The sequence below is a fragment of the Marinobacterium sp. NO-S09 genome, from assembly GCF_059179545.1.
Map to the genome: position 1 here is coordinate 2,963,817 of NZ_CP168954.1, position 15,333 is coordinate 2,979,149.

The window sequence follows — 15,333 nt, forward strand, 5'->3', positions numbered from 1 at the left end:
ATAAGGACTGGAAACATGCGGCGAATCAAATACGGCCTGACAGCACTAACCCTGACAGCAATCATGGGCAGCAGCCAAGCCCTGGCTCACACCCCACTCTGCGCCTGTTATGACAACGGCGACGGTACGGTTTTGTGCGAAGGTGGCTTTTCGGATGGCTCCTCAGCGTCAGGCATTGAAGTCAGTGTGCTGGACGCCAATGGCAACGCGCTAATGGAAGGCAGCATGAATGAATACAGCGAATTCGAGTTCGACAAGCCCAAGGGGGAATACAGCGTGATGTTTAATGCCGGCCCGGGGCATGAAGTGGAAATCAGCAGCGCCGATATCGTCGAGTAACTGCTGGGGACTGACTCTGTGCAAAGCGATCCGGTGACGGCATAATGCCCCGCTTTGCAGATTGCCACATCAGATCGTTCAGAGGATACAGCGATGACACCAGAAGAATTTGCCAGCCGCATCGGCCAGGATGACAGCCTGGATTTTGAAGATACCCAGGCCGTAATCAGTGAATATTTCGATTACACCCCCTGCGCGTTCAGCAACGGTGAAGTCGCCAATGACGCCGGTCAGAACGAGGGTTCCTGCAAAATTTTTGCACTGGGCCAGCTACTTGAGCTTGACCAGGCTAAGACTCTGGCATGCTTTGGCCGCTTCTATCAGGACGTACTGAATACACCGGAAGGCACTGACCACGGCAACATCCGCAACTTTATGATCAGCGGCTGGGACGGTATCAAGTTCGAAGGTCAACCGCTGCAGCGCAAGGCCTGATCAAAACAGCGGGAGCTGCTCGGCTTCCGCGTTTTCTTCCTTCGCTCCCAGACGATAGCCCACCCCGATCAAACGCACGGCGCTGCGCTTTCGCATCCAGGCCTCTTCCAGCAAGCTGGCAAATATAGCCAGATCAGGCCCATCCACACGGCACTCTGCCGTGGTCTGCGTGAAATCGTTGAACTTCACCTTTACCACCGCGCCCAGAATTTGCCGTGAGTCGCGATGGCGCTCATATCGCCCTTCCAGGTCATCCATCAGCTTTTCCAGCTGATCCATGCAGCGTTCCAGATCCGGCAGGTCCTGGCTGAAGGTGTGCTCCACACTCACCGACTTGCGTTCACGGTGGGTTCTGACTTCGCGTTCATCTTCACCCCGCGCCAACTGCCAGAGCCGTTCGCCAAATTTGCCAAAGTGGTTCTTCAGCTCGATCAGTGACAATGACTGCAACTCGGCACAGGTTCCTACACCCAGCCCCATCAGTTTTTCCTGCGTACGCGGCCCCACACCCGGTATCTTCTTGACCGGCAGTTGCGACACAAACTCGGCCTGCTGCGCAGGTGCAATCACGCAAAGTCCATCCGGCTTGTTCCAGTCACTGGCCACCTTGGCCAAAAACTTGTTCTGCGCCACGCCGGCGGAAACGGTGATACCGGTTTCCTGCTTCACCTGGGTTCGAATCTCTTCAGCAATGCGCGTTGCACTGCCCCCAAGGGCGTCCGTATCGCTGACATCAAGGTAGGCTTCGTCAATCGACACCGGCTCGATAAGACCGGTGAAACGCCGGTAGATGGCAAAGATCTGCTCAGCCACTTCGCGGTAGCGTGCCATATTGCCGGATACCAGCTTGAGCTGCGGACACAGCTGCAGCGCACGGGCACTGGGCATGGCGGAATGAATGCCAAACTCGCGGGCAGGATAGTTGCAGGTGGAGATCACACCTCGGCGACTGGCGGAACCGCCAACAGCAAGGGGGATATCACGCCACTCAGGGTGCTCCAGCATTTCGACAGCGGCAAAAAAACAGTCGCAGTCCAGGTGGATAATTTTGCGCAGGGTCGGGGCTGTAAAAGCGGGGTCTTCTGATTTCATTGGTTTACACTGTACGTCTGAGCCCGCTATTCACGCATGAATCACGCGCAGGAGCAAGCCGATGTCAGAACAAGAACAATGGACAGGGCGCGAACGACGCAAAAATCCGGACCGCCGCCAGACACCCGACCGCCGCGAAGACATTCGTTTTGAGCCCGGCAAAAGCGACCGCAGGCAGAACCGTGGCCGGCGCAAGGATGAACAGGATCCCTGGATGAAAAACAGAGACAGTTAATCCCGCTGTCACAGAGCAGTCACCTGCCAGTCACCTCGGTGTCACCTGTTCGCCATAGTGTAGAGCGGCAAGTGAAAGAGGTGACTGAACATGCAGATCAATGTAGAACAGGTACTGGTCAACAAATACCCCGCCTTCGCACAAAAGCCTGCTCCCGTTAAACGCTCGACACTGTTTTGCCTTCGCCGTCTGGTTCGCGAAGACGAGATCAACCGTTTTCTGGATACTCATCAGGGTATTCAGGGCTTCGAGTTCATCGATGCCGTTCTCGACTACTTCAATTTCAGCTATTCCATCAGCCACAAGGAACAGATGAACATCCCCTCCAGCGGGCGTGTGGTGATCATCGCCAACCACCCTCTGGGTGCACTGGACGGCCTGGCCTTGCTGAAGCTGGTGGGTGAGGTGCGACGGGATGTACGCATTGTCGCCAATGATCTGCTGATGAACTTCGATGCCCTGCAGAACCTGTTTCTGCCGGTCGACAACCTGGGCAAAAGCACGCGCAAGCAAAACATCGCCCGTATCGTAGATGCCCTGCAAAATGACGAGGCGGTGGTGGTATTCCCTGCCGGGGAAGTGTCCCGCGCGGGCCTCACAGGCATTCGTGACGGCAAGTGGAACAGTGGTTTCCTGCATTTTGCGCGCAAGGCCAATGCGCCGATCCTGCCGGTCTACCTGGGCGGCCGCAACTCCTCTCTGTTCTATGGCCTGTCCTACCTGAACAAGTCTGCATCAACACTGATGCTGGCACACGAGATGTTCAACAAACGTTCCGTCACCCTACCCGTGCGTGTCGGTGAACCCATCGCGTTCAGCCAGCTGGATGCCCTGCCGGTCTCCAACCGTGACAAGGCAAAGTTGCTGAAAAAGCATCTGTATCGTATTGCCCGCAACAAGCAGCCGCTGTTTATCACCGAAAAAACCATCGCTCACCCGCAGGACCGCAAGGCCCTGAAAAAAGAGCTGAAACAGGCAGAGCTGCTGGGCGAAACCAATGACGGCAAGAAGATCTATCTGTTCGACTACCGCTCAGACTCCGTGGTCATGCGTGAAATTGGCCGTCTGCGTGAAGAAGCCTTCCGCACCGTAGGCGAAGGCACCGGTGAGAAACGTGACCTGGATCGCTACGACCAGTATTACCGCCACCTGATTTTATGGGATGAAGAAGATCTGGAAATTGCCGGTGCCTACCGTATCGGTGAGGGCCATGTCCGTGTCAAAACACCGGATCAACCGCTCTACAGTGAATCCCTGTTCAACTATAACGACTCAATGCAAGACGTCTTTGCTCAGGGCATAGAGCTGGGCCGCAGCTTTGTACAACCACGCTACTGGGGCAAGCGCTCACTGGATTACCTTTGGTACGGGATCGGTGCCTACCTGCGTCGTCACCCGGATGTGCGCTACATGTTTGGCCCCGTCAGCCTGAGTCACAGCTACCCGAAACGTGCCCGCGACCTGCTGGTCTGGTTTTACCGCCACTACTTCCCTGACCATGAAGCGCGTGCGCGTTCGTTCAGCCCCTACCAGCTCGATGCCGATGCTGAAGCCGTGGTAGAGTCGGTTTTTATAGGCAACGACTACCGTGAAGACTTCAGCCGCCTGCGCCAGCAGCTCGATTTTCTGGGGGTATCAGTCCCCACGCTGTACAAGCAGTACAGTGAACTCTGTGAGCCCGGCGGAGTCTCATTCCTCGACTTCGGTGTGGATGCCGACTTCAATTATTGTATCGACGGACTGGTTCTGGTGGACACCCACAAGGTGAAGCCCCGCAAGCGCGAGCGCTATATCGGCACGGATGGCTAAACACAGGGTGTTCCTGAACCGCTAATGCCGCGGCGACGGGAGACATGATGCACCCTTTGGGATTGGTACTTTTTGCAGTCATTGCGCTGGGCAGTTGGTACTGGTGGCAGAAGCAGCCACCGGAGCAGCGCCGTAGCGCCAGCTGGAAACTCGTGCTGCTGTTTCTGGTGATTGGCCTGCTGGCACTGGCCATCACCGGTCGAATGCACTGGCTGGGCGCACTTATTGCTTTGACCCTGCCCTTCCTTAAGCAGTTGCTGCCGCTGTTGTTACGCTTTCTGCCGGGCCTGGCCCGCTGGTGGCAGTCACAACAAAAAAAGAGACCGCAAGGCCAGCAGCGTTCTGGCAAGCATTCCGGCAAAAACACCTCTAGCGCGAACCGCATGAGCCGCGAGGAAGCGCTGGACGTGCTTGGCTTGAAGCCCGGTGCCAACCGGGAGGAGATACTGGCCGCCCACCGGCGTTTGATGCAGAAGGTACACCCTGACCGAGAAGGCAGCGCTTATCTGGCCGCCCAGATTAATGCTGCTCGGGACAGTCTTCTGGACTGATGCCTATTGCCACCAGTCCAGCTCACCGGAATTAAATCTCAACAGGCCCGCACTGGATTCAAACTCCAGATCCCGCCCGTAGGCCGGATGAAAGCCCTCAAGCTTGAGGGCTCCATCGTCTGCAACCCTGAATACCATGCCAGCGTCCGGCGCTTCCTGACCGTCCAACACCACCTGTATCAGACTGGGTGACAACCGGCGCCATCGCCCTTCATGCTCCAGTAACGGCTGGTCGTTCATGTAATCCTCACGCCAATGCAGCTGACCATCAGCCATCAGGCTCAAGTCAATGCGACGGGTCTGCACACTGTCGGGCGTTTGATAACGCTGGCGCAGGGGCCAGTGCACAAAGTCACCCAAACGCGCACAACCGCTGAAATAGCGGTTATTCAACTCGGCCTCCATGCTCAGGCCATACCAGTCGCCACGTTTACCCGTACAGGCTTCAGGGCGCACTTCAAGCAGTAAGGTATTCTGGCTTTCACCACTGCCTTGCATTGACTGCTCCCAACGACGGACCTCGCCCTCGACTTGCACTTCGGGGCGCTCAAATGCCAGCATTAGCAAGCGATCTATAAACTGTACGCGAATATACCGCTCGGTCAGATCGAAGATAACCTGCTCATCGGCCGAGACTGCACGCAGCTCCACATCAGGCAAATTGAAACGACAGGCACGCTGAGTACCGCCCGCCAGGAAACCCTGGGTCAACATGACGCCCTCTGCTTCCTGACGCCCCAGGCTTTCAACATAGACCGGCCACTCATCGCCAAGGCTTTGACTCTCATGACTGGCCTTAAGCGCGTCCGTCATTGCCAGAACCGGCCGGCGCTCACCACCCAGACAGCTTTCAAACCAGTATTTTTCTTCAGTTGCAATCAACGTCCCGCGCAGCATTTGATCCTGTGCACCGGGTTTCAGCATTGTCGTCTGACACCCACTCAACATCATGAGTGGAGCCGCCAATGCCGCTACAACCCAATTTCGACCTATCATGCTCGCTACCCTGCAGTTCCATCAGTCTTTTTATTATGTCTCCCCTTTTGCCTGGCAGCCAAACATTCAGACATAAAAACCTGTTCTACACTGAATGCAACCATTGAGAAGGAGCAAGCCATGTCTGACCACGTATACAAACTGATTGAGATTGCGGGCTCTTCCACCGAAAGTCATGACGACGCCATTCGCAAAGCCGTTGCAAAGGCTGCCGAGACCATTGAACATATCAACTGGTACGAGGTGAAGGAGATGCGCGGGCATATTGAAAATGGACATATTGCCCATTTTCAGGTGGTTTTGCGGATCGGCTTCAGGCTTGAGTAAAACAAGCTGACTCCCTGATATTCAAAGACTTGGCAGGGTTCAGTCTCGGTTCATCTGGTATTCATCCACCCAGATCTACAGTACTGTCCCTTGATGCTGACGCCTTCGCGCCAGCCGGTAACCGGAATACCACTCGCGGCACATGTTTTCCCTGCCCTGGCACACACATTCATTGAAGCAGCTGACCCTGTTTGCCTTTGTGCTGGCAGTTGTGCCCCTGGCTGTGCTCATGTACCAGTCAGGCAACGCCCTGGTTGACCAGTCCGAACGCGCCCGCACCCTCGCGCGCGAAATGCAGCAAAGCCGTCGCCAGACCGAGCAGCTGCTGACACAGGCTGAAGATATTGTCCGTTCCGCCCGCCAGTACGACATTGTCAACCGTGTTGAGCTGCGTGAGCGCCTGCTGAGTCAGGTCGATACCTTCGAGACCCTGCTGAACGGCAGTGCCCTGCCGGGCTTGCCGCAACAGCAGTCGGCCACTCTGAGCGACCACCTGAAGACTCTGAGCCAGCGCTCTTTGGAAGAAGAACCACCGCGGTTCGACCCCGCACTGCTGGAGCAGTTGATTACCGAAACCCAGCAGCTCAGCGTACAGCTCGATCAACACTTCGATGCCCGCCTGACTGAACTGGAAGCCCAAACCCTGGAAGAACAGCGCAAAAGCGGCTGGCAGGCGATGGCACTGGTATTGGCAACCGCCATTCTGATTCTCTTTTTCAGCGGTCGCATCAACCGCCCTGTACAGCAATTGATCCGTCGTATTCGCAGCCTGGGTGAAGGAGAGCGCAACCCAAAGCCCCTACTTAAGGGACCTGAAGAGCTGGTGGAAGTAAATCGTCAGCTCAACTGGCTGGCCGAGCGCCTTCAAGCACTGGAAGAGGACAAGGTACGCTTTCTGCGTCATATCTCTCATGAGCTGAAAACACCCCTGACGACCTTGCGCGAAGGCGCCGACCTGTTGTCTGAAGAGCTGGCAGGCCCGCTCAATGCAAAACAACACGAAATCGTCAGCCTTTTGCAACAAAACAGTATTAGCCTGCAGTCACTGATTGAGCAGCTACTGGATTACAACCGCCTGCAACAACCCAGCAGCCTGCAGCGCGACAAGATCTCCCTGCAGCCGATGCTGGAACGTCTGCTGGCACCGCACAGGCTGCAAATTGAACAAAAACAGTTACAGGTGAGCATTGGCCTTAATAATGTTGACCACTGGTTTACGGATTCTCAGATGTTGCAACGCATTCTCAGCAATCTGATATCCAACGCGGTACACTATGCGGACGAAGAAGGACGCATCGAGATTAAAGGCAGCCTGGATGAAGGTAAGCTGAAACTGGCTGTCGGCAACACCGGGCCTCTCATCCCGGAACAGGATTTATCGCGACTGTTCGAACCCTTTTATCAGGGCCAGAACAAACGCAAGGGACCGCTCAAGGGGTCAGGTATCGGACTGAGCATTGCTGCTCAAGCCTGCCAGACACTCAACGCCAACCTGGAAATCAGCCAGAATCATGATCGTTGGGTCGTCTTCACTATGGAACTGCCGAGCCTGGAGCCCTGAGCAATGCAACGCTTGCCCCTGTTATTCATTCCGTTAGTACTGTTGGCTGGCTGCCAGAGCCCGTTGTTGCCGATCAAAAGCACCAGCGAGCCTGTTAAAACACCAGCACCCAGCCATTGCCGTTTTGATACCGGTCAGTTGAGTGAATGGATAAAATATGAACATCGTTTTATTTCGTCTACAATTAGTGACAGGCAGGCGCTTTTGGGAGACGCTGAAAGACGACAGCATAGCGCACTTCATGCGCTACTTCTGAGTAGTCCCGGACAGTCGCAGGCACAACTGGAGCGTGCCGCCAAGCTGCTGGCCAGCATTTCATCTGATCCCAGTGATTTGTGCGCCGCCGAGCAGTACCTGGCTAACCGCCAGCACCAGCTCAATCTGCAGTTGGAGTCACTGCAACAGATCCACGATCTGGAGCAGCAGAAAATGGAACTTGAACGTCAGGTCGATGCCCTGACAGATTTGGAACGACAGATAACGCAACAGCGTGAGGAGCACTGACAGATGACATCAACCCCCCACATTCTTCTGGTTGATGATGATACCGCTCTGCTGAAGTTGCTGGAGATGCGCCTTGAGGCCTCCGGCTACACGGTCGATTGCGCCGAAAGCGGTGAAGAGGCTATTGGCCAGGTACGCCAGCAGCATTACGACCTGGTGTTGACCGACCTGAAAATGGACGGCATGGATGGTCTCACTCTTTTCACTCGCATCCAGCAGGAACAGCCTGATTTGCCGGTGATCATCATTACCGCACATGGTTCTATTCCCGAGGCCGTCGAAGCGACCCAGAAGGGTGTATTCGGCTTCCTGTCCAAGCCGATCGACAAGCAGCACCTGCTGGATACCGTCCGGGCAGCTCTGAACAGCTCTCAGCGCAGTCTGGATCACAGCTGGCGAGAGGGCATCATCAGCCACAGCGGCCCGATGGAGCAGGTTCTCGACCAGGCCCACCGTGTAGCAGCATCTGATGTCAGCGTACTGATTACCGGCCCCAGCGGCAGCGGTAAAGAACTGGTAGCGCGAGCCATTCATAAGGCAAGTGCGCGTGCCGACCAGCCGTTCGTAGCGATCAACTGCGGCGCCCTGCCCGAGCAGCTGCTGGAATCCGAACTTTTCGGTCATACCAAAGGTGCGTTCACCGGTGCCATCAACCAGCACTCCGGCCTGTTCCGTGCGGCCCAGGGCGGCACCCTGTTCCTGGACGAAATCGGCGACATGCCGCTGGCCCTGCAGGTAAAACTGCTGCGTGCACTGCAGGAGCGCGTTATTCGTCCGGTCGGTTCTACCGAATCGGTTGCGATTGATGTGCGCGTCATCTCGGCAACACACCGTGACCTGGAAACCGCCATGCTGAGCCAGGAGTTCCGCGAGGATCTCTACTACCGCCTCAACGTGGTTAATCTGGAACTGCCGCCGCTGCGCGAACGTCCCGAAGACATTCCACTGCTGGCACGTCACTTCCTGACACTGGCCTCGCAGAAGCATAACCGCAAGGTGAAAGGCATTTCTCCGGGCGCACTGCACCTGCTGGCTCAGGCCGCCTGGCCGGGTAACGTCCGCCAGCTGGAAAACGTGATGGAGCAGGTGGTCGCACTCAGCCCCTCACCGATCATTCCGGAAGGCCTGGTATCCAAAGCGCTGGCCAACCAGGAAAGGGTTATCCCCTCGTTCAATGAGGCCCGTGCCGACTTTGAACGTCGTTACCTGATCAAGGTGCTGCAGATCACTGAAGGGAACGTGACTCACGCCTCCCGCATCGCCCAGCGCAACCGTACCGACTTCTACAAGCTGCTGAACAAGCACCAGCTGGAAGCCGCTCAGTTCAAGGCCAATGCCAAAGCTGCCGTGGCAGCACAGAAAGAAGCGCTGAAGAAAACCCGCAAGACGCGTAAAGCCAGCTAAGGCTGAACCATACTTGCCAAACTGCCTGACCCGGAGTGACAGCTCACCGGGATCAGGCAGTTTTTCGTTACCCGCTCAACCACCCCACTCCTGCGCCAATACCTGCGCTAATACCTGCCAAGCACCCAGCACCCAAATTCGCTTTCAGGCTTGGACTTTTGCCACTGCTTTAATACCATGCGCCTGTTTTCCTGATTGAACGGATGGCTGCTCCATGTCTGCTCCCTCACTGAACGAAGCCCTGGCTTTAATGAACCAACAGGCTTTTCCGGCGGCTGCCGCCATCTGCCGTCAACATTTGGCTGTGCGTGCTGACGATTTCAACGCCCGTCACCTGCTCGGCCTGATCGAATTCAAGGCCGGTCAGCTACTCGCCGCCACCAAGGACTTGCATAAGGCCAGCCGCCTGCCTGTTGCCGCCCGCTTCAAAGCCCAGGCATTGAGCAATCTGGCACTGGTCCTTCAGGCGCGGGGCCGACTGGAGAGCGCCTGCGAGGCACTGCAACAGGCAATCGAATACCAGCCCAAGGAGCTGGCCTTTCACTTGAACCTACTGGGTGCACTGGAAAAGCGTAGTGACTGGTCCGCTATCATCGCGCACCTGAATAGCTTCACCAGCTTGCAGCAGCACCCCGAAGCCCGCCTGTCACTGGCTGTCGCACTTCGGCACACTGAACAGAATCAACAGGCGCTGGCGCTGCTCGAGCCAGCTCTGAACAGTCTTGATGCCGAGGCTGAATGGGCATTAAACGCGGCCATCCTCAACCAGATAAAGCCCGTTATCGAATACGGTCAACAGACGAACCAGGCCGCATACTGGCTGACACAGGTCGCAGACTATATGGCTGAAGAGGGGTTCGCCACTTTGGCCACACCTGTTTACCAGGCCGCACTGGAGCTGGACCCGAGCAATGTCAGCGTACGCCATATGCTCAGCGCTGCAGCGGGCGAGTGCACCGCCCAGGCCCCCGATGCTTACGTGGAAGGTCTCTATGATCAGCATGCTGATGCGTTCGAGGAACGTCTGACCGGGCGACTGGGCTATCAAGCACCCACCCTGCTGGCCGAGCGTCTTCCAGACCTCACCCACGGAGCAATCAACACCCTGCTGGACCTTGGCTGCGGCACAGGACTATGCGGGCAGGCATTGCAGCCCGTTCTTCAGCCTCGAAACCTGATTGGTTGCGACCTGTCCCAGCAGATGCTGTCACATGCGGCTGAAAAGTCCGTCTATACCGAGCTTTTGCATGCCGACCTCATGAGCACTCTTGGCAAGCCCTGGCAGGCGGACCTCATTACCGCGACAGATGTGCTTATCTATACCGGCGAGCTGTCTCCTGTGCTGCAAGCAGCCTTTAATGCGCTCACGCCAGGAGGATTATTTGCCTTCACACTGGAAACCTGCAGTCACCCCGAGGGGGTCATGCTGGATGCATCAGGCCGTTTCCGTCACGATGCCCAGAAACTGCTGACAAAAGCACAAGAGCAGGGCTATGAAGTCTGTGTTGCTGAGGCGTTTCCGCTGCGTCGCGAGCAGGGCAACATGCTGGAAGGGGCTCTGATTATTCTGCGTCGACCGTCTTAAGCAACACTTCACACAACTGACGCAATCGCTCCAACTGAGGCTTCTTACCGACTGGCTGAAGCTGTGCGGACTGCGCCTGCTGACGCAGAATACGCTGACACAGCAGTTGCTGGTCGGCAGTGGACAGTTCCAGCTGATGCCACAGAGGCAAACTTGCGTGCACCAGCCGGGTTAACGGCATCAGGCTGGACTCCAGCGTTCTGTTCGCTCGGGCGAAACCCAGCAAACGCTCACGTGCTGAAGCGTCCAGAGGCTCAGAATCCAGCCCTCGCATTAAGGCCGGCAGATAGACCGCTTCCAGATCAGCCAGCTGCCCAGTCAGGCGCAGCAATAGGCTTTGTCGATACCACTCACGCGCCTCGGCAAACCAGGCTGAGACGCTATCACTGAGCGGTTTCACCACCAGCAAGGCATGGCTGCCCGCCACCGGGTCGCGCTGCTCGCCCAGTCGCACAGGCCAATAATCCGATTGTTGCCAGAAGCTCAGCAATCCGGGCTCAGAGGCAAAGCTGGCCCCCATGTAATCAGCCCCTTCCGCCTTTGCGCTTCGCTCGATCGCCTGCAACAGCCTTTGGCCAAGTCCCTTTTGCTGGGCGGAGGGGTGTACAGCAATGCGCACCACGCGCCAGCCTTGCCATTGAGCCGCTTCGCGCCATCCTTCTTGTGCTACCAGTGTTTGCGGCAGCAAATGCCCCCGGGGTCGGCGACGACCCTCCCAGATCGCTTCGGTAAGCTCTGGAGCCAAAGGTCCTTCCCGTGCCACCAGTGCGCATGCGACTGGCTGCCCTTCCAGGCTCAAGGCAAAAACATCAATATTGGGACTGTCCAGAAGGATACGCAGATCACCCGGCGTGGTGCGGTAGTGCGCCAGCACCAGCAAACCGAAAATGGCACTCAAACGCTCAGAATCAGCAGCCAATTCAGCTCGGTCCACCTGTTCAAAAACGGTAGTGCCTGAAAGGCTCGGAGTGGGCGCATCGGCATCGAGCAATAACAGTCGATTACACAGTGCTTCCAGAGGATCTGGTGCCTGCCAGCGAACGGGGGCTTTGAGATGCAATTCCGTGAACCCCTGCCCCGTCTCACGCAGCCTTTTCAGGAACCTGAGAGCAAACCCCTGGCCGTTGCCTTCATATCCGTGCAGCGTGGTCGCAAACACCACGTGCGCGTACCGCCGCAGCAGCGCGGTCAGAACGGGGACAGGAATCGTAGCGGCTTCATCCACCAGCAGCACCTCAGCCACCGGCGCCTGGCGTAATATCTCATCCGGGCGCAGAAACACTAGCGCCTGCGAGCTCTCTGGTGCCGCCAACTCGACCTGAGTCATAAGCGACGCAATAGCGGCTTTATCCGGCGCCGTTACAAGAACACTTCGCCCCTGCTGCAACAATTCAGCCGCGGCAATGCCCAAAGCCGCACTCTTGCCGCGCCCACGATCAGCCGTGAGCACCAGCGGGTGGCGACGGCGCTGGCATGTTTGCAGAATCGCCTGCACGGCACCTGCCTGATCGCCGGTAAGACAAGGCCCCTCAGGCAGTGCCTCACTCTCAGGTTCTGGCCAGTGCTCTGGCAACACCAGGGTTTCGGGTGTCAGTTGAACCAGGTGGGCAGAAGCCTGCAGGCAACCCACCAGGTATTTAAGGAAGTGCCCCCGAATCAGCTCTGGCTGATAAGGTTCGACACAGAGCGAATGGTACTCGGGATCTGCGAATTCGCCCCACTCATTTGGTTCTGGCGTTATCAACACCAGAACGCCACCGCCCCGCAGGGTGCCACAGAGCTGACCAAAGGCGTTCGGGTTAAACCCGTCAAAGGCATCAAACAGCAGGTAATCAAGTGTCTGACCCAGAAAGCCCTGAGCCTGACGGGCCTCAATGGGATGAAGGAAGGACAGTGGCTGGCCGGATACCAGCAGTCCCTCGCCTTGAAGGAGTGGCAGCAGATCACGCTCAAGCCGATCACGCACCAGCTGACGCGGCCCCTGAGCCCAAATCAAAACGCGTTGTCGGGAGTGCTGCAGGCGCCGTAAAAAAGACGCCAGACTCATCCCTCGGAATACATCATATTATCGTCAGGGCTGGTGACATGCTCAGCTTCATAATAGACACCAGGCTCCTGCTCGCTCTGCATTCGGTTGCCCAGATATTCCAATACACGGGCAAGGTTCAGGCTGCCACGCGGCTGAAATGTTTGCGACACTAGCCAGAGATCAGAAGACTCTATGTCGGTGTGCTCAAGAATCTGCTCGTAACAGCGCTGAGCAAGCGCGCCCGCGTGCTCATTGGTGGCGGGAAGCACGGCGCCAACCTCATGCTCACCATCCCAGCCAATCAAGTCACCCGGGCGTGACAACTCTTCACTGAGCACTCGGATCAACTGCAACAGGTGTTCGCGCTTTACATTTTCACCCATGCTAATGCGCATAACCGTGAGCGGGCTGAATTCACGTACGGCACGCCGGCATTCAAGCGCCAGCATGTGGCGGTACCAGTGCTCGGTGGCGATACCGGTGTTTGGGTCAACCGCCAACATTGGCTCGTTGGCTTGGGTCACGGCACGGCTCATGCTTCTGTTGCGCAGCACCATGAACAGGACCAGGCTCACCACCAGTGCAAGCCCGGCCAGCAGCTTCAGCCCCATCGATGTCTCGCCACCTGCTGTCAGCGCCAGTACTAACGCATTGAGCACCATCAACAGGGTGACCAGATAACGACTGCGCTTTAGCTGTTCCACAAAAACCGAGTCCATGCCGGCATCCTCACCTTTATCCCTGTTCAGTAAAGCGGCTTTAACCGCTGAATTCAATACGCGACACTTGGGAAGCTATAGACTTATTCATAGCGTCCCTAACCACGCTTCTGGTGTTTTTCCCAGTTATGCTGGCGTGCCTGAGCATTCTTTCGCAGCATCAAATAGACCGCTGCCAACCCGCCCTGATGCGGTTGGGCCGAGTGAAAGGCCATCACCAGATCAAGCTGCTTGAGCCACTGGTCCAAATAGCTCTTGAGCTTATTGGCCGGGTCTTCAACGCTGCGTGCACGCCCAATCTGGACCAGCACCGTTCTGATACCCAACTCATGGCTTTGACGCACAAAGCTCACCAGTTCGTCACGGGCCTGAGCGGGTTCAAAATGCTGCAGGTTCAAGCTCGCATCACAACTGTAACGGCCAAGGCGCAGATTTCTGAAGACGCCTTCCTGCACACCATCACGCTTCCAGCTGATGGGATCAGCCGGGTGCAGCCATTCAACCTGGTCCAGCGACAACCCTTCAGGGGAGCCTTGAGCCAAACGACGTCGAATACTCTTGCCGGGGTCTGCTCTGAGTGAACGTGCAGCCGGTACCGCAGGGCCTGAGCCTGTGCCTTGCCGGATACGCTGCACACCTTCTGCCTGCATCAGTTCGGAAAAACTGTCATCGTGCCGAGATTGCATGGGCCTCTCCTCGTATCCGTATAGTACGTACTGTATTGTGACAGCAGTCTGTACGGAATTGAACGTTTTGCAGCGGTGGCATTCTCTATTAGAGTGTAAGCAAGCAACGGCAGAGGTAATCAACAGTCATGCAGCGCCTGATCATCGTCTTTACCCTCATTGTGTTTGTGGCCGCCGGCTACTTGTTCCTGCAACCCGCCTCCGAGCAAGCAGTTACCACCGACGACACTCCGCCTCCTGTCTCTGAACAGGCCAAACGCGATGCTCAGGAACATATTTCCAGCCTGACTCAGCAGGCAGCCGAGCAAACCCTGTCCATGAATGAAGCCGATCACTTTGTAAGGGGAGACCAGCTGCTGCAACTGCCCGCCAAGGCCCAGAACTCTGATAGCGCTATTTCACTGAATGAGACTGATACCAACAGCACGGCGGTGGCCTTTGCCGTTGATCGAGCCAGGGTAGGTACTAATAACACCGCAGGCAGCAATGCCGCTGTATTGGCGTCAATGGATAAACTGCGCCTGCAGGAACTGCTGAATAACCCGGACCAGGCACGCAGCGAAGTGTTCTATATTCACTCGGTTGATGGTGCCGATCGCCAGGGACTTTGGGGCATTATTCATCAGGGACTGATCGAAACCTTTACCCGAGGCATTCGCATTGATGACCGTTCCCGCTTGCTCAGCGTGACTATTCCCGAGGATGCAGACGAACCGCTCTCCGACCAGCGCAGTTCCTGGCTGGGGACTTTGCTGAAAAACAAGGTGGAGACTACCTGGGTCTATAACTACGAGCACGGTTTGCTGGGTCAAAACCCTGATGTCATCCATCCTGGTCAACAATTGATCATTGTTCGCTTTGATGAAGATGAGCTGATCAATATCTATAACCACTTCATCCAGCAACGCTAAATTGCCGGGCTTCAGAGCGAAGCCCGCGCCTCTCGCGCATTTCAGTGGACCTTATCGGGGCATTCGAGTATAATTTGCGCCTTATTCAAGGCAGCACCGCGCTTTTATCAAATCAGACACGCGCATCCCTGTTGCCTCCTCTAAAAAAGA

General features: G+C 56.6%; 16 protein-coding genes. 11 read left to right on the plus strand and 5 right to left on the minus strand.

Annotation, left to right across the window (positions count from 1 at the left end; genetic code table 11):
• Window positions 1–15: 15 nt before the first annotated feature.
• Entirely contained in the window at window positions 16–339 is a 324-nt protein-coding gene (locus O3C79_RS13685) for a hypothetical protein (protein ID WP_010322435.1), read from the plus strand.
• A 93-nt stretch (window positions 340–432) separates the two neighbouring features.
• Window positions 433–774 carry a HopJ type III effector protein gene (locus O3C79_RS13690; protein ID WP_494383549.1) on the plus strand — a complete coding sequence of 114 codons (342 nt, stop codon included), beginning with the start codon at window positions 433–435 and terminating at the stop codon, window positions 772–774.
• Here the strand turns inward: O3C79_RS13690 and dinB are convergent, their stop codons facing one another.
• Window positions 775–1,866: a DNA polymerase IV gene (dinB, locus tag O3C79_RS13695; protein ID WP_494383550.1), complete on the minus strand. Its 1,092-nt coding sequence runs from the start codon at window positions 1,864–1,866 to the stop codon at window positions 775–777.
• 61 nt (window positions 1,867–1,927) lie between these two features.
• Here dinB and O3C79_RS13700 point away from each other — a divergent pair, with 61 nt between their 5' ends.
• The 3 genes from O3C79_RS13700 (at window position 1,928) to O3C79_RS13710 (ending at window position 4,461) form a co-directional block, all read left to right on the plus strand.
• Window positions 1,928–2,101 (plus strand): hypothetical protein, encoded by a 174-nt coding sequence (locus tag O3C79_RS13700; protein WP_175612031.1) that lies wholly within the window; start codon window positions 1,928–1,930, stop codon window positions 2,099–2,101.
• Between the two features lie 90 nt (window positions 2,102–2,191).
• Window positions 2,192–3,910, plus strand: a complete 1,719-nt coding sequence (gene olsF, locus O3C79_RS13705; protein WP_494383551.1) for a bifunctional ornithine lipid synthase OlsF — start codon at window positions 2,192–2,194, stop codon at window positions 3,908–3,910.
• A gap of 47 nt (window positions 3,911–3,957) precedes the next feature.
• Window positions 3,958–4,461, plus strand: coding sequence for a DnaJ domain-containing protein (locus O3C79_RS13710; RefSeq protein ID WP_494383552.1), 504 nt, complete (start codon window positions 3,958–3,960; stop codon window positions 4,459–4,461).
• Window positions 4,462–4,464: 3 nt separating this feature from the next.
• On the opposite strand, the gene O3C79_RS13715 is transcribed toward O3C79_RS13710, so the two are convergent.
• Window positions 4,465–5,385, minus strand: a complete 921-nt coding sequence (locus O3C79_RS13715) for a hypothetical protein (protein WP_494383553.1) — start codon at window positions 5,383–5,385, stop codon at window positions 4,465–4,467.
• A gap of 192 nt (window positions 5,386–5,577) precedes the next feature.
• Between O3C79_RS13715 and O3C79_RS13720 the strand changes: the two genes are divergently transcribed.
• The 5 genes from O3C79_RS13720 (at window position 5,578) to O3C79_RS13740 (ending at window position 10,838) form a co-directional block, all read left to right on the plus strand.
• On the plus strand, window positions 5,578–5,784 hold the full coding sequence (locus O3C79_RS13720; protein ID WP_494383554.1) for a dodecin: 207 nt from the start codon (window positions 5,578–5,580) through the stop codon (window positions 5,782–5,784).
• A gap of 142 nt (window positions 5,785–5,926) precedes the next feature.
• The gene (locus O3C79_RS13725) at window positions 5,927–7,345 is read left to right on the plus strand and encodes a sensor histidine kinase (protein WP_494383555.1); all 1,419 of its coding nucleotides are present in this window, start codon (window positions 5,927–5,929) and stop codon (window positions 7,343–7,345) included.
• A 3-nt stretch (window positions 7,346–7,348) separates the two neighbouring features.
• Complete coding sequence (locus O3C79_RS13730; protein WP_494383556.1) at window positions 7,349–7,849, plus strand: hypothetical protein; 501 nt, start codon at window positions 7,349–7,351, stop codon at window positions 7,847–7,849.
• Window positions 7,850–7,852: 3 nt separating this feature from the next.
• Window positions 7,853–9,253 carry a sigma 54-interacting transcriptional regulator gene (locus O3C79_RS13735; protein WP_010322444.1) on the plus strand — a complete coding sequence of 467 codons (1,401 nt, stop codon included), beginning with the start codon at window positions 7,853–7,855 and terminating at the stop codon, window positions 9,251–9,253.
• Window positions 9,254–9,467: 214 nt separating this feature from the next.
• Window positions 9,468–10,838 carry a class I SAM-dependent DNA methyltransferase gene (locus O3C79_RS13740; RefSeq protein WP_494383557.1) on the plus strand — a complete coding sequence of 457 codons (1,371 nt, stop codon included), beginning with the start codon at window positions 9,468–9,470 and terminating at the stop codon, window positions 10,836–10,838.
• Here the strand turns inward: O3C79_RS13740 and O3C79_RS13745 are convergent.
• From O3C79_RS13745 to smrA, 3 genes are all read right to left on the minus strand, one after another.
• Entirely contained in the window at window positions 10,816–12,885 is a 2,070-nt protein-coding gene (locus O3C79_RS13745) for a tRNA(Met) cytidine acetyltransferase TmcA (protein ID WP_494383558.1), read from the minus strand. The genes O3C79_RS13740 and O3C79_RS13745 overlap by 23 nt on opposite strands.
• Window positions 12,882–13,586, minus strand: coding sequence for a hypothetical protein (locus O3C79_RS13750; RefSeq protein ID WP_494383559.1), 705 nt, complete (start codon window positions 13,584–13,586; stop codon window positions 12,882–12,884). The genes O3C79_RS13745 and O3C79_RS13750 overlap by 4 nt, the downstream gene beginning before the upstream one ends.
• 98 nt (window positions 13,587–13,684) lie before the next feature.
• Complete coding sequence (gene smrA / locus O3C79_RS13755) at window positions 13,685–14,272, minus strand: DNA endonuclease SmrA (protein WP_494383560.1); 588 nt, start codon at window positions 14,270–14,272, stop codon at window positions 13,685–13,687.
• A 128-nt stretch (window positions 14,273–14,400) separates the two neighbouring features.
• On the opposite strand from smrA, the gene O3C79_RS13760 reads away from it, so the two are divergent.
• Complete coding sequence (locus tag O3C79_RS13760; RefSeq protein WP_494383561.1) at window positions 14,401–15,183, plus strand: hypothetical protein; 783 nt, start codon at window positions 14,401–14,403, stop codon at window positions 15,181–15,183.
• The last annotated feature ends 150 nt before the right edge of the window (window positions 15,184–15,333 follow it).